Genomic DNA, 20,141 nt, shown 5'->3' on the forward strand with positions numbered 1-20,141 from the left:
CATCCGACGGACACGGTTGCTGAGCCGTGCCACCGAGGGGCTACGCTCCGTCTCGTGGCCGACATCCAGATTCCCGCTGACATCAAGCCCGCTGACGGACGCTTCGGCGCCGGTCCTTCCAAGGTGCGGACGGAGGCGCTCGACGCGCTGGCCGCCACCGGCACCTCTCTCCTCGGTACGTCCCACCGCCAGGCCCCGGTCAAGAACCTGGTCGGCGAGGTACGGGACGGTGTGCGCAGCCTCTTCTCCCTCCCCGAGGGATACGAGGTCGTCCTCGGCAACGGCGGCTCCACCGCCTTCTGGGACGTCGCGACGCACGGTCTGATCGAGTCGAAGTCCCAGCACCTGAACTTCGGCGAGTTCTCCTCGAAGTTCGCCAAGGCCGCGAAGCTCGCGCCCTGGCTGTCCGACCCCACCGTCATCGCCTCAGACCCGGGCACCCACCCGGACCCGAAGGCCGAGGCGGGCGTCGACGTCTACGCCTTCACCCACAACGAGACCTCCACCGGTGTCGCGGCCCCGGTCAAGCGCGTCGAGGGCGCCGACGAGGGAGCGCTCGTCGTGGTGGACGCCACCTCCGGCGCGGGCGGCCTGCCGGTCGACATCACCGAGTCCGACGTCTACTACTTCGCCCCGCAGAAGTCCTTCGCCTCCGACGGCGGCCTGTGGATCGCCGTGTTCTCCCCGGCCGCCCTGGAGCGCGCCGCCCGGGTCCACGCCTCGGGCCGCCACATCCCGGAGTTCTTCTCGCTGCCCACGGCGATCGACAACTCGCTGAAGAACCAGACGTACAACACCCCGGCGCTGTCCACGCTCTTCCTGCTGAACGAGCAGCTGAAGTGGATGAACACCCAGGGCGGGCTGGACTTCACGACGGGCCGCACGGCGGCTTCGTCGGGCCACCTCTACAGCTGGGCCGACGCGTCCAAGTACGCCACCCCGTTCGTCACGGACCCGGCGAAGCGCTCGCAGGTCATCGGCACGATCGACTTCGCGGACGAGATCGACGCGGCGGCCGTCGCCAAGGTGCTGCGCGCCAACGGCATCGTGGACACCGAGCCGTACCGCAAGCTGGGCCGCAACCAGCTGCGCGTGGCGATGTTCCCGGCGATCGACCCGGCGGACGTCCAGGCACTGACGGCGTGCGTCGACTACGTGATCGAGAAGCTGTAACCTCCCGGCCTCCCGGTCCTCGACCGTACGGAGACGGCCCGGCACCCGCGTGGTGTGCCGGGCCGTCTCCGCTTCGTGGCACCGCCCCCGGACGGCCCGCGCGCCCTGCACACATCTCACTCCCCCGACGCCCCCACCAGCACCGCGCGCAGCGCGGCTATCCCCGCGAGCCACTCCTGGTCCGCGCCGGCGTCCGCCCACAGGTCCAGCGGCTCGGCGTTCTTCGCGGTGAGGCGGTCCAGGGCGCGGACGGCCAGCGGGCGCAGGTCGGCGGGGAGCGGCGGCAGCGGCTCCTTCGGCCCGTACGCGGTGGTGACCGGCTCTCCCCCGGGACACCGCGCGGCGATCAGCGCGGCGGCTGCCACCGCCTCCTCCCCGCCGTCCGCATAGTCCGCCGGCCCGGTGTCCGCGACGGCGGTCAGGACGTCACGGAGCACGTCCGCCTTCTTCCCCGGCTCCGCGTCGTCGACCCGGCCGCCGAAGTCGGCCGCGGTGTCGTTGTCGAAGTGGCCGATGTCCCAGGCGCCCATGGCGTCCCCCTCAGTCCGCTGTGCTGATGTCCCCATCCTCACAGCCACCACTGACAGCCGGCCTGCGCGCGAGGACGAACCCCTGCGGCGCCCGCTCCGGGAACGGCCCGTCCGTCTCCCGCTCCCGCCACACCACGGACCTGACCTCCAGGCCCGCGTCCCGCAGCAGTGCGGCCATCCTCTCCGGCTGCCGCCGGTGGAAGACGAGGGACACCTCCATGCCTCGCGCCTCCGTCAGCCGCAGCGGCTCGTCGCCGACCTGGAAGCCGAGCTGCACATGGGCTCCCGGGGCGAGCACCCGGTGGAACTCCGCGAAAGCGCGCGGCAGTTCCTCGTCCGGGACGTGGATCGTCGAGTACCAGGCCAGCAGGCCGCCCAGGGACGCGTCCGGCAGGCCGAGGCCGAGCATGGACCCCACCTCGAAGCGCAGGCCCGGGTGCTCCTCGCGCGCCATGGCCACCATCCGGGGGGCGAGGTCGACCCCGAACACGTCGAGTCCCAGGCCGAGTCCGTGCAGATACCCGGTCACCCGGCCCGTGCCGCAGCCGACGTCGGCCAGCGGCAGACCGCCGCCGCCCGCCGCCGTCAGCTCGGCGAACGTCGCCAGCAGCGCGCGCTCCAGCGGCTTGGCCGCCAGTTCGTCGCGGGCCCACTCCACGTAGTCGGCGGCCAGGGTGTCGTACGAGGTCCGGGTGGCGTGCAGGAAGTCAGGTTCGACGGTCATGGACGGGAACCCTACGACAGGCACGACACACCACAACCCCAACGCGGCACCGCCGCGGGCCGGGTGCGGCGTGCGGGACGCCCACCGTCGATGCCCGGCCCCTGAGGGACGCTGACCCGCCGGTTCTCCATGTTCCGGTTCGTCGAGCGCGGGGACCACTCGCCGCGACCAGGCCAGGTCACGGATCGCCGGGCGACCACAGCCGGGGGCCCTGGGCCTCTTCGAGTCCTGGGGGCCAGCCCCGCGTGCGCGGGGACCATGTCACGTCGCACAGCACCGAGTCCTTCGGGCCGGGACCACCCCCGCCTGCGCGGGGACCATGTGAACCGCGACTACGAGGGCGAGATCGGCGCGGGACCACCCCCGCGTGCGCGGGGACCATGAACGGCCGGCCGAGTGGGCGGACGCCGTGAAGGGACCACCCCCGCGTGCGCGGGGACCATCCGATGTTCGAGGCGACCGCGCCCAGCGCTTCGGGACCACCCCCGCGTGCGCGGGGACCATAGTTCGTGACCTGCGGGTTTATGAGCCCGAGGGGCTATTTCTACTCACTTCTTGAGAAACGGACATGTCCCCTCGATACGGCAAATCACCCCGGCCCGAAGCCGGGTACGTCAGGAGCGATTCTGCCCTTCGCCGGCCATGTGAGCCATCCCGTCCCCGCAAAAGGAAGGACGTTCGTCGTCGTGTCCGGGATCGCGCAGAGACGAGTGGTTGCCGTGTGTCAGTTCAGCCAATTTGCAGGCGCTTTGCCAAGTGGCTTCCATTGGCCGAAGGCGCGAACTGATCGTGGCTCTCGGTCTCAGACGGGCTTGAGCAGGTCGCGGAGGTTTGCCATGTGCGCCTTGACGTCGGCGATCTCGGCAGAGTCGGGCAGGCTCTCGTCGGCCGGGGAGCGGGTGGTGCGGCAGGGGTGGCAGAGGCCGTCGGGGAGGGCTTCCGGGGGGCCGGGGCGGCCGCAGTCGGCGCATTCCATGAGGAGGCGGCGAGGTGGGGCCGAGGTGGCGGGTTCAGCGTTCTCGGTGGGCAGCCAGGGTGGGAGCTTGTCGGTGAGGCGGCGGCGGAGGAGTCCGACGGGGGAGTCCACCTGGGCGGGGAGTCCTGCGGTGAGGGCGCTGGTCAGGTAGTCGATGGTGACGCCCCGGGCGAGCCATTGGGCCGCCTGCGGTTCGAGGGCGGTGCAGTCGGCGGCGGAGAGGGCGAGGCGGTGGTCGTCGCGGCCGAGGCGGGCCAGGGCGAGGTAGGCGGGGGAAGGGCCGGCTTCGGAGGTGCGGGGCATCGCGGGGGCCGTGTTCGGGGCGGGCGGAACGGTCGGGGCGGTCCCGCCGCCCGGCCCCTGGGAAGGGGTGCGTTGGTGCGGCACGGCGGGGCGGTCGGGGGCCTGTTCCGCACCGGGGCCCTGTGGTGCGGGCGGCGACGGTTCCTCCGCAGGGACCCAAGGCGGCGGCGGGGGCGGCGTGGTGGGGGCCGGGGTGTCCGGGGTGGAGCTGACGGTCTGGGTGGCCTTCTCGGTGGCGAGGTAGGTGTTCCACCACTCGTTGTCGCGGGCGGTGCGGGACCAGAAGGTGCGGAAGACCCAGCGGGTCTCGTCGCCTTCGCCGACGGAGCACCGTACGCGTCGCAGGTGCCCGGCGACGGACAGGGCTGTCAGGGCGGTGGAGATGGCCTGTTGCCCGTAGAGCGGGAGCTGCTTGGCGAGCTGCTTCACGCTCATCGACGCGCCCTCGGGGAGGTGGTCGACGAACCCGGCGACATACCGCTCGCGCGTCGGCAGGAGGGCGAAGTCGTGCGGTGCGCGCGGATGTTGGTCCGGTGCGGTGCGTTTGCCGTAGCCGGGCTTGGCCATCGGGTACGGGGCGGAGCGTGCGGGGGCGGGCGGGGCGGAGCTAGGCTGCTGGGTAGCCACGGGATCGGCTTTCTAGGTGATCGATCTTGCGGTGAGACCCCGGCCTGGTGCTTCCAACACCGCGTCGGGGTCGTTCGGTTCTCGAACCGTAAGCAGTCGTGACACTGTGCCGCAAGCTGTCACGATTAGTCATACTTGCTGGCCGTGACGAGGGCAGGGGGGTGGGGAGGCTTCCCTAAACCCCCTCATCTACCTACCGGTTCAAGAAGGCGCTCGAACCCCGGGTCCCGCGTCCCGAGGCCCGAGTCCCGGCACCCGAGCTTCGGGCCGGAGCCTCGCTCACGTACCCCCGGAAGAGTGAAGTGGCTACTCCCGAAGCTCGGAGCCGGAGTTTCGGACTTCGAGTTCCGGCATCGCGACATCACGCTCTCACGTGGCTCGGTGTTCAGGCCAGGCGCAGTGAAGCTGTGCCTTCAGAGAGATGCCCTCCGGGCCGGACACGGGAGTTGCACCGATTGCGCGCAACCGGCCGTCTCCCGCGGCGATCTGCAATCTCGCGCAATCCGACGGCAAGCTCGCGCCGTCCACCGCATCCTGGTCACTTCAATCAGTGCGGATGGAGAGCCTCATGACGTGCCTCAGGTTCATCGGTACCACCAGCGACGACGGTGACTGCCCCACCCTGTACGAAGTCGAGGGCACGGCCGACATCCTCGTACAAGGCGACCGTGTGACCGACCCAGCGCATCTGGCCCGGCTTCGCAACGTCAAGGACAGCGAGGCGTTCGTGCTAGTCCCGCGTGAACTCCTTGTCCGCTTCGCTCCGCGCACCACGGCCCCGGGGATGGTCGCGTTCGCCGAGATCGCGCCGCTGTTCCACGAGTTCAAGCACACCGCGTTCCGGCTGGAGACGCGGCGCGGATACGCCTCCGACCGCAACAGTCCGAAGTGGGAACGGTGGAGGAGCGGTGCGGACATCTCCGCCGAGCCGGACAACTCATGGCGCGCCAACGTCCGGAAACAGACGGAGCAGGGGAAGCGTGTCGAGCGGGTACGGCTGGTTGACCAGCCCCCTACCGAGGGGCAGCGGTTCCTCCTTGCGAGCGGCCACGGCAACGTGGCCGCCGGTGAGGACATCCGTAACCTCGCTCGGCCCATGGCTGAGGGACTTGGTCTGCCCGACTACGACTTCTGGCTGTTCGACTCCCGCCTGGTCGCACGATTCGTCTTCGACGAGGACGACACGACGCTCGGTGTGATCCTCAGTGATGACCCGGCCGACGTAGCCGCCGCGTGCCAGGCGCGGGATGCGTCCTGGCACTACGCGACGCGTACCGCAGACTTCGGCGGGGCGGTAGCTTCGAACGGGTGAGCACCGACTTCCAATCCGCGCGAGCCGCCCTCGGGGCACGGCTCCGTGAGCTGCGAACCGAGTCCGGTCTCAACGGCAAAGGCGTGGCCGAGGTGCTCGGCTGGCAGCGATCGAAGGTCTCCCGTCTGGAGAATGGGAAGCAGACCCCCAGCGCGACGGACCTTGAGGAGTGGGCCCGGGCGGTGGGCCGACCGGGCGTGGCGAGCGAACTGAAAGGTCGACTCGTCGGACTGGAGACGCAGTACCGCTCGTGGCGCCGACAACTGGCCGGAGGGCACCGGGCCCGACAAGAGCTGGCGATCACGGAGACCACGGCCGTGCGGCTCGTCAGGGGTATGGAAGTGTCCCGGATTTCCGGCCTGTTCCAGACCGCGGACTACGCCCGGCACGCGTTCGAGGTGAACGCCGAGTTCCGCCGGGTCCCCCGGGACATCGAGGCTGCGGTCCGGGCCCGCATGCGCCGGCAAGAGGCTTTGTACGAGACAGGCAGGTCTTTCCGCTTCCTCGTATGGGAGGCGGCGCTCTACGTATTGACGTGTCCTCAGGACGTCATGGCCGCGCAATTGGACCGCCTCACCGGCCTGGTCGGCCTGGACACGGTCGAGATCGGCGTGGTTCCTCTGGGTGCGCAGCTACGTCGTGCGCCAGGTCACGGGTTCTGGATCTACGACCGCCGACGCGTGATCGTCGAGACGATCAACACCGAGATGTGGCTCGACGACGAGGAGAACATCTCCCTGTACGAGCGGGCGTGGGAGGCGATGGCGGAAGCCGCGGTCCACGGCCCGCAGGCACAAGGTCTGATCCGCCGCGCGCGGGCAGCGCTGAGGCTCACCTAGGCAATTGCGCCCAACGTGCCGAGCGGAATTGACAATCCGGCGCAATGGCCGCCCGCGACCCTCCATCGGCTCTCTAACGTGCTGGTCATGGCCGCGCGGATACGCGTCACGCCAGCCCCGTCTGCCGGATACGGAGAGCCATGAAAACACTGACCATGCCGTCGTCGCCCCCGGAGGATTCGTACCGCGCGCTGCTCGGCCACACCATGGCCTGCGCCGCTTGCCGGTCGGGGCGACACTCTTGTCCAGAGGCCACGGCGCTGGGGCGCGCGTGGCGGGAGGCTCGTGATGGTGTGTGACCGTTGCGACCGCCCGATGCTCCCGGAGGAATCGGAGTGCATCACGGTGGACGGTGCTTCCGGCGGGGGCGGCGCGGTAGTGCTGCACAGGTTCCCGTGCCCGGTGCCGGCTCGTGGCCGCTCCGCTTCATACCCAGTCGCGCACAGAGGAGATGCACGATGACCACCACCCCCGTACAGGCCGACGGCGGCAAGCACGGCGGGCCTCCGTCGGACAAGCCGTGGACGCCGCCGTCGGAGCCGAAGCCGTCTCCGGACGGCAGCCGCCCGCAGTACGTTCCGCAGCCGTGAGCGCCGCACCCCCGGCGCCCACCTATCCGGCTCTGGTGCGGGAGCTGGCCGATCGAGGGCTGCTCGACGCCCGGTGGCGGCAGGTGTTCGAGGCGGTGCCCCGCAGCAGGTTCGTCCCGGCGGATGTGTGGCGGCAGTTGCCCGACCGGTGTGAGCCGGTGGTGGGGACGGAGGCGTGGTCGGCGTTGGTGAACAGCGACGAGCCGGTCGTCACGCAGCTCGACGACGGAGCGGTGGGCGGGCCCGGTGTCGCGACGTCGTCGAACTCGATGCCCTCCATGGTCGCCCGGATGCTCACGCTGCTCGACGTCCAGGACGGTCAGCGGGTACTGGAGATCGGCACCGGGACCGGGTACGTCGCCGCGTTGCTCTGCGAGCGGCTCGGCGACGACCTGGTCCACAGTGTCGAGCTGGACCCGGTGGTGGCGCGGCAGGCCGCCGAGGCCCTGGCGCAGGCCGGGTATCGGCCGCGTCTGCGGGTCGGGGACGGTGAACAGCCTTGGCCCGGCCTGGGGTCGGTGGAGCGGCTGATCGCGACGTGCGCGTTGCGGTACGTCCCGTACGCGCTGCTCCGGCAGGTCCGTCCCGGTGGGCTCGTCGTGGCGCCGCTCGCCCGGGAGTTCTGGTCGGGTGCGCTGGTCAGGCTTCGTGTTCGGGATGACGGCACGGCGGTGGGGCCGTTCTGCGGCGGGGCCACGTACATGCCGATGCGAGCCCACCGGGTGCCCGACCTCCATGAGGTCCGGGGCCGCGGGCGGGCCCGTGCGGTCGGCCTGGACCCCGCCCGGCTGCTCGACCTCGGGTTCGCGCTGTACGCCGGGGCGCGGCTGCCCGGCGTACGGCTCATCCACCGGACCACCGCGGACGGCGCACGGGTGTGGGTGACCCGGGAGGGCGGGGGTGCCGCGACGGCCGCCACCGGGGAGGAGGTGTGGCAGTACGGGCCCGGGTTCCTGTGGGAGGAGATCGAGCAGGTCTGGTGGGAGTACGAGTCGGCGGGGCGACCCGACGCGGAGCGGTTCGGGCTGACCGTGACGAGCCGGGGCCAGCGGGTGTGGCTGCGGGACCCGGAGGAGGTCATCCGGCCGGCCGGGGCGTGAGCCGCGTCAGGGCCGGTCCCGGGCCGGCCTTGCCCGTCGCGGCAGGCAACTCAGTACCGGCCCTGACGGACCACGGGCTGGGGCGGGCTGCCCGCCCACCGCTGCTCGCCGTCCTCCCACTCGCCGGTGGGCCGCAGGCCCGCTGCCTCCGCCACCGCGGCGGACGCGGCGTGCTCGGGGTGGATGTGGGCGACCAGGGCACGGACTCCCCCGGCCGAGGCCAGGTGTGCCGCGAGGCCCCTCGCGGCCTCGCTCGCGTAGCCCCGGCCCTGCCACGGCGTTCCGACGACCCAGGCGATCTCCGCGCGGCGTCCGCGTACGGTCGCCTGGACGTATCCGGCGAGGTTCCCGTCCGCGCGGACCCGGAGCACCCAGTTCCACCACAGCTCCCCGGGGTCCGGCGAACCGGCGCACTGCCGCTCGTACCGGGCCCGCAGTGCGGCCGGCTCCGGCGGTCCGCCCCCGGTGAGCCCGTACAGCGCCGGGTCGGCCAGAACGGCCGCCATCTCCTGGGCGTACGCCGGAGCGAGGGGGAGCGCGTCCAGGCGGGCGGTGGCGAACGGCTGGGGCTCGCGGGTCGTCGGCACGGCCCCCGACCCTACGCGCCCGCCCCGGCCTTCCCGGCACGCCCCCGCCCCGGCCGTCCGGGTGCTCACGGCCCCTGTGTCCTGTCCTCGGTCGGCCGGACGCGACCGGCTAGGCCGTACCCCGTATCGGGCACACCTCACCTCGTATTGGGTACGCCGTACTTACATACGGGTACGGTGTACCCATCACTGCTCCGGAGCACTACGCTGAGCCCATGGCGAAAGACGGATCGACAGCGGCGACGGACGGCACGGTCACCGGGAGCGGCGACCTCGCCCGCAGCCTGGAACTCCTGTGGGGTACCGGCGAGCGTCCCAGCCGGGGCCCCAAACCGGGCCTCACGCTGGACCGGATCGTGACCGCCGCCGTCACCGTCGCCGACGCGGAAGGGCTGGCCGCCGTCTCCATGCGGCGGCTCTCCACCGAGCTGGGCACCGGCACGATGTCGCTCTACCGGTACGTCCCCGGCAAGGCCGAACTGCTGGACCTGATGCTCGACCGGGTGCTGGGCGAGCCCCTGCCCGCCGCCGCCGACGGCCCCGCCGGCCCTCCCGGGGCCCCCGCCGACTGGCGGGCGGCGATCGACGCCATGGCGCGCACCTACCTGGACAACCTGCGCCGCCACCCCTGGCTGCTGAAGATCAACCAGGCCCGCACGGTGCTCGGCCCCAGCGCCCTGCGCGGCCTGGAGCTCTCCCTCACCGCGCTGCGGTCCATGGGCCTGCGCGATCCCGAGCTGATCGGTGTGATCGTCACGGTCAACAGCTTCGTGGAGGGCCTCGCCCGCACCCGGGCCGACGCCGCGGAGGCCCTGCGGCAGACGGGGCTGAGCGACCAGGAGTTCTGGGACAGCCAGCGCCCCTACCTGGAGCGGGCCATGCTCAGCGGCGCGTATCCGATGATGGCGGGCATGGCGGAGGACACCTTCAGCACCGACTTCGACCAGTTCGAGTTCGGGCTGCGCCGCCTGATCGCCGGTTTCGACGCCCTGGTCCGGGAGAGGGCCCGGGAACGGACCGACGCCCGGAAGTGACAGGGCCTCCGGCCCGTGCCCCAATGGATGTATGGACGCCAGCCCGGAGCTCGCCCCCTTCGTGAAGCAGTACGCCGTCCTGCTGAGCACCCACCGGCAGGACGGGACCGCCGTCGGCACCCCGGTCAACATCGCCGTCGAGGGCGATCACGCGTTCATCCGCACGTTCTCCTCCGCGTGGAAGGTCGAGCGGATGCGCAATCACCGCCAGGTGGAGATCGCGCCCTGCACGGTCCGGGGCAGACCCACCGGCCCGCAGATCAGGGCGCACGCACGACTGCTGCGGTCGGGCACGAAGGAGAACACGCACGCGGCGCGGATGCTGTCGCGCAAGTACCCGATCGTGCAGGGCGTGCTCGTGCCGCTCCTGCACCGGCTGAAGCGGGACCGGACGCTGCACTACGAGGTGTGGCCGGTGACGGACGAGGAGACCTGAGCGCGAGCCCCGGCGCCCTGCCCCTTCTCCCCCTCCCTCTCGCTCTCCGCCGTCCTGCCCCCTCTCCTCCCCCCTCCCTCCCACTCTCCGCCGCCCTGCCCCGGCCTCGTCCGTCCGTTCCCTATCCGCGCCGCCGCTTCAGCGCGAACCAGAGCGCCGCCACTCCGACGAGAACGGCGGCCCCGAGCGCCACCTCGCCGTCTCCGGCACCCTCCTGCCCTGCGGCCCCCTGGCCGCCGCCCTTCGCAGCCCCGGCCCCTTCGCCGGAACCGGACCCGGAACCGGAACCGGACTCCCCGGTGCCCGATTCGCCCCCCGCCCACCCCTCTGCCTCCACCCGGACGACCCCGCTGGCCTCCCCCTCCGAGCCGAACATCAGGGCCGAGCCGTCCGCCGTGTACGTCACCGACTCCGCCTGCCGCTGGAACGGGGCGGCGACCGACCGGTCATCGCCGAGGCGGCCGTCCTCGAAGGCGTACACACGGGCGCTGAAGTACGAGCGCAGCACCAGCCGGGTTCCGTCGGGCGAGAACGCCCCGTCCGTCACCCACGGCACCTCGTCCACCCGGCGGAACACGTTCGTGGAGCCGGCGGCCAGCTTCGCGGGGCCCTCGTAGAGGCCGCCGCCGTCCTCGTTCTTGGAGGCGATGTAGACCCGGCCGGTCTTCGGGTGGACCATGAGCGCCTCGGCGTTGCGGGCCCCGTCGGCGTACTTCACGTCGTACTGGACGGCCGTGACCGTGCTGTCGCGCAGGGTCTTCGGCTCGGGGAAGCGGTAGATCCAGACGTGGTCCCAGGTGCCGTCGAGGTTGTCGCCGATGTCTCCGACGTAGACGTCGCCGTCCGGTCCGATCGAGATGCCCTCGACATCCCTCGGCTGCCCCACGCCCCGCAGGGTGATGGTCGCGAGGGTCTTCCCGGTGCGGGAGTCGACGGCGAAGACGTAGGGCCCGTCGTCGCTGTCGTTGTGCGTCCAGTAGACGCCGGGGTGCTTCCGGCTGGCCGCGAGGCCGCTGGACTCGGTGATGCGGGGGTCCTCGATCGTGAAGTCACGGTCGGGCCGCCCGCCGTCGGCCACGGCCGGACCGGCCCCGGCGAACAGCGGGACGAGGACCGCGAGTGAGGCGGCGAGAGCGGCGGCGGCACGGCCCGCCGGGCCGGTCGGATACGAGCGCATGACCCCAGTGTCCATCGTCACGTCGCAGGCCGGAGGCGTGATCGGCCATGATGACGCCATGCGTTTCCTCTTCGTCGGCGATTCCATGACCGTCGGGCGCGCCGGCGACTTCACCTGGCGCTACCGGATGTGGCAGCACCTGGAAACGCTCCCCGGCCTCCCGTACGAGATCGTCGGCCCGCGCACGACGCTGTACGACCCCGAGGCGGGCGGCCCGCTCTCCCACGCCTACGCCGACCCGTCCTTCCCGCCCGACGCCCGCCGGCACCTGTCCGGCTGGGGGGAGGGCTGGCTGCACATGGCCCCGGTGATCGCGGACGCGGTGCGCGGGGCGGAGGCGGACGTCCTGCTGGTCTCGCTCGGTCTGATAGACCTCGGGTTCTACACGGACGCCGAGCAGACGGCGGCCAACGCCCGCGCGTTCGTCGCGGCGGCGCGCACGGCGAACCCGCGCATCCGCATGGTGCTGCTCCCGGTGATACCGAACATCCGGGCCACGACGGACGCCCCCTTCGCCGCCTCCTGCGCCCGCTTCAACGAACTCCTCGCCAGGGCCGTCGCCGACCTCGACACCGCGTCCTCTCCGCTCCTGCTGGCCTCGCGCCCCACGGCGTACGACATCCACACCGACACGTACGACGGAACGCACCCCGGCCCCACGGGCGAGCACAAGCTCGCCGCCGCCTTCGCCGACACGATGCACCGGGCGTGGCAGGTGGGGGGACCCTACGCGCGGCAGCACGCGGCGCCGGTCTCGGTCTGACCGGCGCCGGACGGCCGCCGCGGAGGGGGCCACGGAGATGCCGTCGCGGGTGGCGCCGAGCACGGTCACGTCCCGGACCGTGAACCCGTCGGCGTGCGTGCACGCGAAGGCGGGGCACGTCGAGGTGAGGCTGCCGCCGCGCATGTCCCACGTGCCGCCGAAGACGACCGTGTTCCCGGCGCCCCGGGAGTCGGCGACGGCGGGCATGCCGCTCTTCGGCGGCTGCGCCGTACCCGCGCGGTCGTCGCACCATGGAAGCCACCGGCTGTGTCCGCCTCCGACGAGGGGCTCCGCCGGTGGCCTTCCGCGTGCCCGGCGCGCGTTCCCGGCAGCCCGGGCGAGGCGCCGGGCGAGGCGGGGGCCGTTCAGAGCCCGACCTGCGGGGCATCTCCGCCGCCCGGCAGCGGAAACGGCGGAACACTCCCCCCTCACCCGCCCTGCTGGGCTCCCAGCATCGACAGCGCCAGCTGGGTCAACTCGCCCGAGACCTCCCCGGGGTGGGCCCGGCGGCTGCGGCGGGTGTGGTGGGCCATCAGCTCGTGGACCGTGCCGACCATCACCATCACGTCGACCCGGCGGTCCCGGTCCTCCGCCTCGCCGCGCTCGACCGCCCGCTCGGCCTCCCCGGTCAGGAACTCCGTCCACAGCGCCCGCCAGAGCTTGCAGTGCTCGTCCACCACGGCGCTCACCCCCAGCACCTCGACGAACGTCACGCGGGCCTCGCGCGGATCGCTGGTGACCGCCTCCACGTACGCGTCGAACAGCCGCCGGACCCGCTCCGCGATCGAGCATTGCTCGATGTCCTCGGCCAGCAGGGCGCTCTCCGCCGCCCGCAGCCCGGTCGTCGTGACCCGGTTGTGGAGGGCGATGAGCAGCCCCTCGCGGGAGCCGTACTCCTGCCGCAGCACCTCGACCGGCACACCGGCCGCCTCGCACACATCGTGCTCGGCGGTCGCCCGGTATCCGTTGATGCCGTACAGCTCCCTGGCCGCCTCCAGAAGTTGCTCCCGCGCCCGCGTGCGCGCGACATCCCCGGGCCCGGTCCGCTGAACCGTCCAGCTCTCCGCCACCGGTCCTCCTTGAGCGCAAGGTGCGGGAGAGGGGCCTGCGCGCCTCTGCACGAACCGCCGCCCCATTGTGCTCACCCCACGGCCGTGCGGAGGACCACGCCACACCCATACGGGGGAATACCCGCACGCGGAAACGCTTCTTCTTTACGCGCCCCGGGCACACGCCCTGGACATGGCCCGGTCGCGCCCCGGACATGCCCCCACACGCGCTACCAGTACACCGGCGACTCGGACGCCGACACCGGGGGTCTGCCCGAGCTGACGAGGACGTCCGGCGGTTCGTGACGGCGGACCGGGGCCGACGGGGAACGCGGGCCCCCGCCCGCCACGGCTGTGGACTCAGCCCTTGACCGTGAACTCCCCCCGCAGCAGCGCCTCGTCCCGGGACGAGGGGCCCACCAGCAGCTCGAAGCGCCCGGGTTCCACGACACGGCGGCCCTCCGCGTCCACGAGCGTGCAGGCGGCGGCCGGGAGTTCGAAGAGGAGCCGGCGCGACTCCCCCGGGGCGAGCGTCACCTGCCGGTAGTCCTTCAGCTCCTTCTCCGCCCAGGTCACCGACGTCACCGTGTCGCTCACGTACACCTGCGCGGTCTCCAGCACGGGCCGCGCCCCCGTGTTGGTCACCGTGACCCGGGCGCGTACGGTCCCCGACGCGTCGACCACCGCCGTCAGCACCTCCAGGTCCGTGTAGGCGACCGTCGAATAGCTCAGCCCCTCGCCGAACGCGAAAGCGGGGCGCTGGGTGAGGTCCGCGTAGCGCGAACCGTGCTGGCCGCGCACCTGGTTGTAGTACGTCGGCTGCTGGCCGGCGTGCCGGGCGAAGGACAGCGGCAGCCGGCCGGCCGGCTCGATCAGCCCGAGGAGCAGCTCCGCGACCGCCCGGCCGCCGAGCATGCCCGGGTTGGCCGCGTACACGATCGCCGCCGCGCCGAGCGCGGACGGCGGCAGCACCAGCGGCTTGGAGCTGATGACCACGACGACCAGCGGTTTGCCGGTCGCCGCCAGGGCGTCCAGCAGCGCGACCTGGTCACCGAAGAGTTCGAGCGTCGCGGTGGACTTGCCCTCGCCGACCAGCTCGATCCGGTCGCCGACGACGGCCACCACGTGGTCGGCCGCCCCGGCGGCGGCGACCGCCTCCGCGATCAGCCGCGCGTCGGGGGCCGCCGGACGGGCGGCCTCGGGGCGGGGCTGCCCGTCCGGGAAGAACGCCCCCTCCGGGTCGGGGCCCACGTCCAGGATTCGGGCGCCCGGTGCGTACGACACGGTCCAGTCGGCGGGCACATGGTCGCGGAAGCCGTCGAGGACCGTACGGATCATGGCGCGGGGCTGGCCCTCCGGCAGCCAGTCGGCCTGCCCGGACGAGCCCGCCCAGTCGCCCAGCTGGGTCTGCGCGTCGTCGGCGTTGGGGCCGATGACCGCCACCGTGCGGGGGCCGCCGGACGCGAGGGCCCGGCCCTCCTCGTCCGCCGTCAGGCCGCCCGCGAACGGCAGCGTGCCGTCGTTCGTCAGCAGGACCAGCGAGCGGCGGGCCACCTCCAGGTTCAGCGCGGCGTGCGCCCCGCCGCCGATGACCTCGGCCTGCCGGGCGGCGTCGGGGTGGCGCGGGTCCTCGAAGAGGCCCAGCTCGAACTTGAGCGTCAGCACCCGGCGTACGGCGGCGTCGATCTCCGTCTCCGCCAACGCTCCCCGGGCCACCGCCTCCTGGGCTCCCTCGAAGAAGCCCGGCGTGGTCATCACCATGTCGTTGCCCGCGCGGACCGCCGCCGCCGACGCCTGCGCGTAGTCGGCGTAGACCTTCTGCTCCCACACCATGCGGCCGACGTTGTCCCAGTCGGTGACCAGGGTCCCGGTGTAGCCCCACTCGCCGCGCAGCACCTCGTTGAGCAGCCAGTCGTTCACGGTGACCGGCACGCCGTCCATCGACTGGTAGCCGAGCATGAAGGTCCGGCAGCCCTCCTTGGCGACCCGCTCGAACGGCGGCAGGAACCAGGAGCGCAGCTTGCGCCGCGAGATGTCGGCCTCGCTGGCGTCCCGGCCGCCCTGGGTCTCGGAGTACCCGGCGAAGTGCTTGGCGCAGGCGAGGATCGCGGTCGGGTCGTGGAGGCCGTCGCCCTGGTAGCCGCGCACCATCGCGGAGGCCAGTTCGCCGATCAGGAACGGGTCCTCGCCGAAGGTCTCGCTCACCCGGCCCCACCGCAGGTCCCGGGTGACGCAGAGCACCGGTGAGAACGTCCAGTGCACCCCGGTCGCCGCGACCTCGACCGCCGTCGCCCGCGCGATCCGCTCCACCAGCCCGGCGTCCCAGGTGGCGGCCATCCCGAGCTGGGTGGGGTAGATCGTGGCGCCCTCCCAGAAGGAGTGACCGTGGATGCAGTCCTCCGCGACGAGCAGCGGGATGCGCAGCCGGGTCCTCTCGGTGAGCGCGGCGGCCTCGCGCACCCGCTCCGGCGAGGCGTGCAGGATCGAGCCCGCGTGCAGGTCCTCGACGAGGTGCCGCACGCCCTCCTTGGCGTTGAGCTGGAGCATCTGGCCGACCTTCTCGGGCAGTGTCATGCGCCCCAGGAGGTCGGCGACCCGCTCCGCCACGGGCAGCGCGGGATCGAGGTACGGCGGCTTGAGGACCACAGGAGTTCCTTTCACGACGGCACTCCGCAGTACCGTACGCTCAATCCCGACCGCTCGGTAAGTATTGACGGCCCGCAATCAGGTCCTGTGACAATCTGGGCCGGAGCGGTGGAGCGAGAGAGGTGTCCGATGCGGACGACAGCGGGTGACGGCGCGTGACCTCCGGACCGGGGCGCGGCTACGCCAAGGGCCGGGCCAAACGGATCGAGATCCTCGACCAGGCGATGGCCCTCTTCGGCGAGGCCGGTTACCGGGGCGCGTCGCTGCGCGTGATCGCCACGCGGTGCGGCATCTCCCACCCGGGCCTCCTGCACCACTTCCCGACGAAGGAGGCGCTGCTCCTCGCCGTCCTCCAGCGACGCGACGACGTGGACGACGCGTGGCTGGCCCTGGGGGACGCCCGAGGGGTCGGCCATCTGCGCCGGCTGACGGATCTCGCGGAGCTGAACGCCGAGCGGCGCGGGATCGTGGAGCTGTTCTCCGTGGTCGCGGCGGAGGCCACCTCACCCGACCATCCGGCGCACGCGTACTTCGAGAACCGCTACCGCACCTCCGTCGCCAACACCGAGCTGGCCTACCGCCAGGCCCGGGAGGCGGGCGAACTCCGGGACGACGTCGATCCGTCGGCGGCGGCCCAGCAGCTCATCGCGCTGATGGACGGCCTCCAGATCCAGTGGCTGATCAGCGGCTGCGCGACGGACATGGCGGGCGTGCTGCGGGCCCACGTCCGGGCGCAGGTGACCGTGCCGTTCTGACGGTCCGGCGCGCCCGCCCCGGCCCCCCGCTCGCGGCCCCTCAGCGGTCGAGGGACTCCGCGCACCGCAGTGGCCACAGCTCGGCTCCCTCTCCCGGGCGCACCGTCACCTCCACGTCGTCCGTCCGGACCGCCGGCTCCAGGACGGACTGGAAGCCGGCCAGCGTGCACACGAGCCGGCCCCCGGGCGAGCAGTTCATCGCCGCGTCGAAATTCCTGATGTCCCGGTCGAGGGTTCCTGATGTCCCGGTCGAGCAGGAGAACGCCCCGCAGCCCGGTGTCGGACGCGAAGGAGAGCCGCATCCCGCGCGTCAGGCCGGGCCCGGTCCGAGGGCCGACCGGTCCCGGGGGCGGGTCCAGGGGCCGGCCGGTCCCCGGGGGCGGGTCCAGGGGCCGGCCGGTCCCCGGGGCCGGGCCGCTCCCCGGCCGGGCCCCCGGAAGCGGTCAGGGGCTCATTCGCTCGACCCTGCGGCGGCCCGCGATCCGGGCCATGGTCAGGCAGTACAGCGGGGCGAAGACGAGCTCGACCGCCATGGCCTGCCAGGGGGCGTCGGCCGCGGTCTCCGTGCTGGCCAGTTCACCGAAGCCCGCCGCCAGACCGAAGGCCAGCAGGTTGTTCGCGACGTGCATGACGATCACGGCCTCCAGGCCGCCGGTACGGATCACCAGCCAGCCCCACCACAGGGCGGAGTACAGCAGCAGGAGGAACCCGGAGAGCTCGCCGAACCCATGCGCGAGGGCGAAGAGGAGGGACGCCAGGACGATCGCGGGCCAGGGCGAGCGCACGACCCGGCCGATCACCTGGACCAGCCAGCCCCGGAAGACGTACTCCTCGGCGGCGGCCTGGAACGGGACGAGCGCCAGCACCACCGCCAGGCTCAGCAGAAAGACGGGCCACCCCGGGAAGCCGGCCCCCGACTCCCCGAGGGGCTCGTCGTTCCAGGTCCACGCGATCAGGAGGCCGACCTGTAGAACCATCAGCGGGAAGGCCACGGCGGCGCAGCGCCAGAGCCAGCCCCAGCGCAGCCGCCCGACGACGGAGGAGACGGTTCCGGCGGGCCGCCGGCCCAGCATGCGGGCGCCCCACAGGACGATGGGTATGCCGATCGCGAGTCCGAGGAGCTGGACGGCCAGGTCCGCGACCGGGTCGTCGAAGAAGAGGTCGCTGTCCGCCGACGCGGGGCCCGCGTCCAGCAGCTCCGCGACGGCGATGCCGACCACGCTGACGACCAGTATGCCCACCACGATCAGCACCAGGACGACGGACAGCTCGCCCAGCCAGCCGAACCGTCCGCCGTGTCCGTTGCGCCCCTGCTCGTCGTAGCGGGAGCCCGAGGGCGCCCGCACCGGCCCGGTGGGCGGACGGCTCCACTCCGGGGGCCTGTCCCAGCCCTGCCAGGCCGGGCCGGACGGGGGCACGGGCCCGCCCGAGGGCGGCGGCGGCGACCAGGGCGACGAGGGCTGGGGCTGGGGCATGTCAGGAGGGGGGTTCACACCGGTGATCCTCGGCTGCCGCCCGTGTGCGGGTCAACGCGGTACGCGATTCCGGTCATTCCGCCCGCGGCGGGCGGACAGACGCCTCCCGGCAGCGTGCGAACACTTCGCGGCAGCGGGCGGGAGAGAGCCCGACGGCAACAGCGGGCGGGTATCCGCTCAGGAGCAGTTCCACTGGCTCGCGAGAGCGAGGGGCACGAACCGTGAGCAGTCATGGGTGGCCGGAAAGGTGTCGGACCGGACGAACCGCCACCCGGCGCCCGGGGCGGACCGGAAGAACTGCAGACCCGAGCCCTCGTCCTGGAGGTGGACCAGGTCCTCGCCCGTCGCACCGGCGCCGGCTTCGAAGCGGACGGCCGCGTACGACGTGGCGCCACAGCTGCCGTAGTAGAAGCTGCCGGGCTTCGGCTGGATGTGGCTGATTCCCTTGGAGCGCGTCCAGACCTTAGTCACAACGGACTTCACATCGGCGGGAACCGCCAGGTTGGTGCACGCGGCACTGGTCGGCGCAGGAGTGGAAGCAGGCGCGGAAGCAGGCGTGGGAGTCCGCCTTGGCGCCGGTGACGCCGTCGGTGTCTGCGTCGCGGCCGGTGTCTGCGTCGAGGAGTCGGCTTTCGCGGTGGCGGTGGCCGTGGAGGCCGGAGAGGCGCTCGCCACCGCGCCCGGACCGGCGGACGCCGCGGCCGCCCCGCCGTCTGCCGGTGCCGATGAGGCCGTGTGCGAGGCGGGTCCCGACGCGCTCCGGGCGGCCGCGGGCTCGGCGTTCGTGTTCGCCGCCGAGTCGGACCCGCCGTCACAGGCCGCCAGGCCCGAACAGGCTGCGAGTACCAGCGCGGCGGTGACCACAGCCGGTCGATGGTCGAACAACATGAGTCCTCTGCCGACAGGATGGCGCAATTTCGCCGGAGATTATCATCCCGTATCTCCTCCATGCCTGCCGTGCCGCCGCCTCCACCAGCACAGATTTCGACATCACGATCGGTCTGAACCAATGCTGCGCACATGCCAAGAACCTGCGGCGCGCAAGCCCTGGTCGCCCGGACGCACGACGTCACGGAGTGTCCTGGAACCCGAGCCTTCCGCACGGCCCGACCCGCGCCCGGGGGACCACCGGACCTCCGGGGCACCCAACCCTCAACTGCCCCCACCTGTCGCCTTGATCGCTGTGGCAGACTGCGTCGACTGAACTGAATGGTCCACACCACGTGTATCAGGAGTCCGGCATGACGGCAGCAACGCCCCACCCTCCGATCGACACCAGCAAGCCCCACTCGGCCCGGGTCTACGACGCACTGCTCGGCGGCAAGGACAACTACCCGGTGGACCAGAAAGTGGCCGAACTCCTGCCCGCCGAGGCGAAGGCCGGCGCCCACCAGCAGCGCGCGTTCATGAACCGTGCGACCGCCTGGCTGGCGGGCGAGGGCGTGACGCAGTTCCTGGACATCGGAACAGGCATCCCCACCGCGCCGAACCTCCACCAGGTGGCCCAGGAGATCCGCCCCTCCGCCCGGGTCGTCTACTGCGACAACGACCCCATCGTCCTGCGCCACGCGGAGGCACTGCTGATCAGCCGGCCGGAGGGCGTGACGGACTACGTCCACGCCGACGTCCGCGAGCCCGCCGTCATCCTCGAAGCCGCACGCGCGACCCTGGACTTCGACCGCCCGATCGCCCTCTCGCTCCTCGGCCTCCTCCACTTCCTGCCGGACGCCGAGGACCCGATCGGCATCGTCCGTACGTTCACGAGCACCCTGGCCCCCGGCAGCTACGTCGTGCTGTCCCACGGCGCGTCCGACGTGAACGCGGAGATCGGGCAGCAGAGCGAGGACGAGTACGAGAAGGGCGGCATCCGGCTGGCCCTGCGAAGCCGCGAGGAGTTCTCCCGGTTCTTCGAGGGGCTGGAGATCACCGCCCCCGGTCTGGTGACGGCCCCGGAGTGGTTCAACGGCACCCCCGCGCCCGCCCAGGAGCACAGCGGCATCTACGCGGCGGTGGCCCGGGTCCCGTAACCGGAAGCACCCGCAGCC

20 protein-coding genes and 1 CRISPR repeat array are annotated in these 20,141 nt (G+C 72.4%); of the genes, 10 read left to right on the plus strand and 10 right to left on the minus strand.

Going from position 1 to position 20,141, the window contains the following annotated elements:
- Positions 1 to 54 precede the first annotated feature (54 nt).
- Complete coding sequence (gene serC, locus ACIQMU_RS10445) at positions 55 to 1,173, plus strand: phosphoserine transaminase (protein WP_352243888.1); 1,119 nt, start codon at positions 55 to 57, stop codon at positions 1,171 to 1,173.
- 116 nt (positions 1,174 to 1,289) lie between these two features.
- Here the strand turns inward: serC and ACIQMU_RS10450 are convergent, their stop codons facing one another.
- From ACIQMU_RS10450 to ACIQMU_RS10460, 3 genes are all read right to left on the minus strand, one after another.
- The gene (locus ACIQMU_RS10450) at positions 1,290 to 1,703 is read right to left on the minus strand and encodes a DUF4259 domain-containing protein (RefSeq protein ID WP_402688648.1); all 414 of its coding nucleotides are present in this window, start codon (positions 1,701 to 1,703) and stop codon (positions 1,290 to 1,292) included.
- Between the two features lie 10 nt (positions 1,704 to 1,713).
- Positions 1,714 to 2,427: a class I SAM-dependent methyltransferase gene (locus ACIQMU_RS10455; RefSeq protein WP_402688649.1), complete on the minus strand. Its 714-nt coding sequence runs from the start codon at positions 2,425 to 2,427 to the stop codon at positions 1,714 to 1,716.
- Positions 2,428 to 2,658: 231 nt separating this feature from the next.
- Positions 2,659 to 2,931: direct repeats of the CRISPR family, unit length 29 nt; unit sequence GGGACCACCCCCGCGTGCGCGGGGACCAT.
- 298 nt (positions 2,932 to 3,229) lie between these two features.
- Positions 3,230 to 4,333 carry a MarR family transcriptional regulator gene (locus tag ACIQMU_RS10460; RefSeq protein ID WP_402688650.1) on the minus strand — a complete coding sequence of 368 codons (1,104 nt, stop codon included), beginning with the start codon at positions 4,331 to 4,333 and terminating at the stop codon, positions 3,230 to 3,232.
- 568 nt (positions 4,334 to 4,901) lie between these two features.
- Between ACIQMU_RS10460 and ACIQMU_RS10465 the strand changes: the two genes are divergently transcribed.
- From ACIQMU_RS10465 to ACIQMU_RS10480, 4 genes are all read left to right on the plus strand, one after another.
- Positions 4,902 to 5,645: a DUF6879 family protein gene (locus ACIQMU_RS10465; protein ID WP_352243884.1), complete on the plus strand. Its 744-nt coding sequence runs from the start codon at positions 4,902 to 4,904 to the stop codon at positions 5,643 to 5,645.
- Positions 5,642 to 6,484 (plus strand): helix-turn-helix domain-containing protein, encoded by an 843-nt coding sequence (locus ACIQMU_RS10470; protein WP_402688651.1) that lies wholly within the window; start codon positions 5,642 to 5,644, stop codon positions 6,482 to 6,484. The genes ACIQMU_RS10465 and ACIQMU_RS10470 overlap by 4 nt, the downstream gene beginning before the upstream one ends.
- A gap of 458 nt (positions 6,485 to 6,942) precedes the next feature.
- Positions 6,943 to 7,074, plus strand: a complete 132-nt coding sequence (locus ACIQMU_RS10475) for a hypothetical protein (RefSeq protein WP_352239023.1) — start codon at positions 6,943 to 6,945, stop codon at positions 7,072 to 7,074.
- Positions 7,071 to 8,174, plus strand: coding sequence for a methyltransferase domain-containing protein (locus ACIQMU_RS10480; protein WP_402688652.1), 1,104 nt, complete (start codon positions 7,071 to 7,073; stop codon positions 8,172 to 8,174). The genes ACIQMU_RS10475 and ACIQMU_RS10480 overlap by 4 nt, the downstream gene beginning before the upstream one ends.
- Before the next feature lie 50 nt (positions 8,175 to 8,224).
- On the opposite strand, the gene ACIQMU_RS10485 is transcribed toward ACIQMU_RS10480, so the two are convergent.
- A complete protein-coding gene (locus tag ACIQMU_RS10485) occupies positions 8,225 to 8,761 on the minus strand; it encodes a GNAT family N-acetyltransferase (protein WP_402688653.1) in 537 nt (178 codons plus the stop codon).
- A gap of 215 nt (positions 8,762 to 8,976) precedes the next feature.
- Between ACIQMU_RS10485 and ACIQMU_RS10490 the strand changes: the two genes are divergently transcribed.
- Together ACIQMU_RS10490 and ACIQMU_RS10495 are read left to right on the plus strand one after the other, a co-directional pair.
- Positions 8,977 to 9,795 (plus strand): TetR/AcrR family transcriptional regulator, encoded by an 819-nt coding sequence (locus tag ACIQMU_RS10490; protein WP_352239438.1) that lies wholly within the window; start codon positions 8,977 to 8,979, stop codon positions 9,793 to 9,795.
- A gap of 31 nt (positions 9,796 to 9,826) precedes the next feature.
- Positions 9,827 to 10,231: a PPOX class F420-dependent oxidoreductase gene (locus ACIQMU_RS10495; RefSeq protein WP_352239439.1), complete on the plus strand. Its 405-nt coding sequence runs from the start codon at positions 9,827 to 9,829 to the stop codon at positions 10,229 to 10,231.
- A gap of 121 nt (positions 10,232 to 10,352) precedes the next feature.
- Here the strand turns inward: ACIQMU_RS10495 and ACIQMU_RS10500 are convergent, their stop codons facing one another.
- Positions 10,353 to 11,408: a WD40 repeat domain-containing protein gene (locus tag ACIQMU_RS10500; protein ID WP_352239440.1), complete on the minus strand. Its 1,056-nt coding sequence runs from the start codon at positions 11,406 to 11,408 to the stop codon at positions 10,353 to 10,355.
- On the opposite strand from ACIQMU_RS10500, the gene ACIQMU_RS10505 reads away from it, so the two are divergent.
- The gene (locus ACIQMU_RS10505) at positions 11,407 to 12,171 is read left to right on the plus strand and encodes a GDSL-type esterase/lipase family protein (protein WP_352239441.1); all 765 of its coding nucleotides are present in this window, start codon (positions 11,407 to 11,409) and stop codon (positions 12,169 to 12,171) included. The genes ACIQMU_RS10500 and ACIQMU_RS10505 overlap by 2 nt on opposite strands.
- Positions 12,172 to 12,599: 428 nt before the next feature.
- Here the strand turns inward: ACIQMU_RS10505 and ACIQMU_RS10510 are convergent, their stop codons facing one another.
- Positions 12,600 to 13,241, minus strand: a complete 642-nt coding sequence (locus ACIQMU_RS10510) for a TetR/AcrR family transcriptional regulator (RefSeq protein ID WP_352239442.1) — start codon at positions 13,239 to 13,241, stop codon at positions 12,600 to 12,602.
- Between the two features lie 339 nt (positions 13,242 to 13,580).
- Complete coding sequence (locus tag ACIQMU_RS10515; RefSeq protein ID WP_402688752.1) at positions 13,581 to 15,866, minus strand: glycoside hydrolase family 3 N-terminal domain-containing protein; 2,286 nt, start codon at positions 15,864 to 15,866, stop codon at positions 13,581 to 13,583.
- 155 nt (positions 15,867 to 16,021) lie between these two features.
- Between ACIQMU_RS10515 and ACIQMU_RS10520 the strand changes: the two genes are divergently transcribed.
- Entirely contained in the window at positions 16,022 to 16,621 is a 600-nt protein-coding gene (locus ACIQMU_RS10520; RefSeq protein WP_402688654.1) for a TetR/AcrR family transcriptional regulator, read from the plus strand.
- Positions 16,622 to 16,661: 40 nt separating this feature from the next.
- Here ACIQMU_RS10520 and ACIQMU_RS10525 read toward each other — a convergent pair whose 3' ends face one another.
- From ACIQMU_RS10525 to ACIQMU_RS10535, 3 genes are all read right to left on the minus strand, one after another.
- Complete coding sequence (locus ACIQMU_RS10525) at positions 16,662 to 16,820, minus strand: hypothetical protein (RefSeq protein ID WP_352239444.1); 159 nt, start codon at positions 16,818 to 16,820, stop codon at positions 16,662 to 16,664.
- Between the two features lie 244 nt (positions 16,821 to 17,064).
- Complete coding sequence (locus ACIQMU_RS10530; RefSeq protein WP_402688753.1) at positions 17,065 to 17,967, minus strand: lysostaphin resistance A-like protein; 903 nt, start codon at positions 17,965 to 17,967, stop codon at positions 17,065 to 17,067.
- 306 nt (positions 17,968 to 18,273) lie between these two features.
- A complete protein-coding gene (locus ACIQMU_RS10535; RefSeq protein WP_352239445.1) occupies positions 18,274 to 18,567 on the minus strand; it encodes a hypothetical protein in 294 nt (97 codons plus the stop codon).
- A 770-nt stretch (positions 18,568 to 19,337) separates the two neighbouring features.
- On the opposite strand from ACIQMU_RS10535, the gene ACIQMU_RS10540 reads away from it, so the two are divergent.
- The gene (locus ACIQMU_RS10540) at positions 19,338 to 20,123 is read left to right on the plus strand and encodes an SAM-dependent methyltransferase (protein WP_352239446.1); all 786 of its coding nucleotides are present in this window, start codon (positions 19,338 to 19,340) and stop codon (positions 20,121 to 20,123) included.
- The last annotated feature ends 18 nt before the right edge of the window (positions 20,124 to 20,141 follow it).

The sequence above is a fragment of the Streptomyces sp. NPDC091649 genome, assembly GCF_044756785.1.
Taxonomy (GTDB): Bacteria; Actinomycetota; Actinomycetes; order Streptomycetales; family Streptomycetaceae; genus Streptomyces.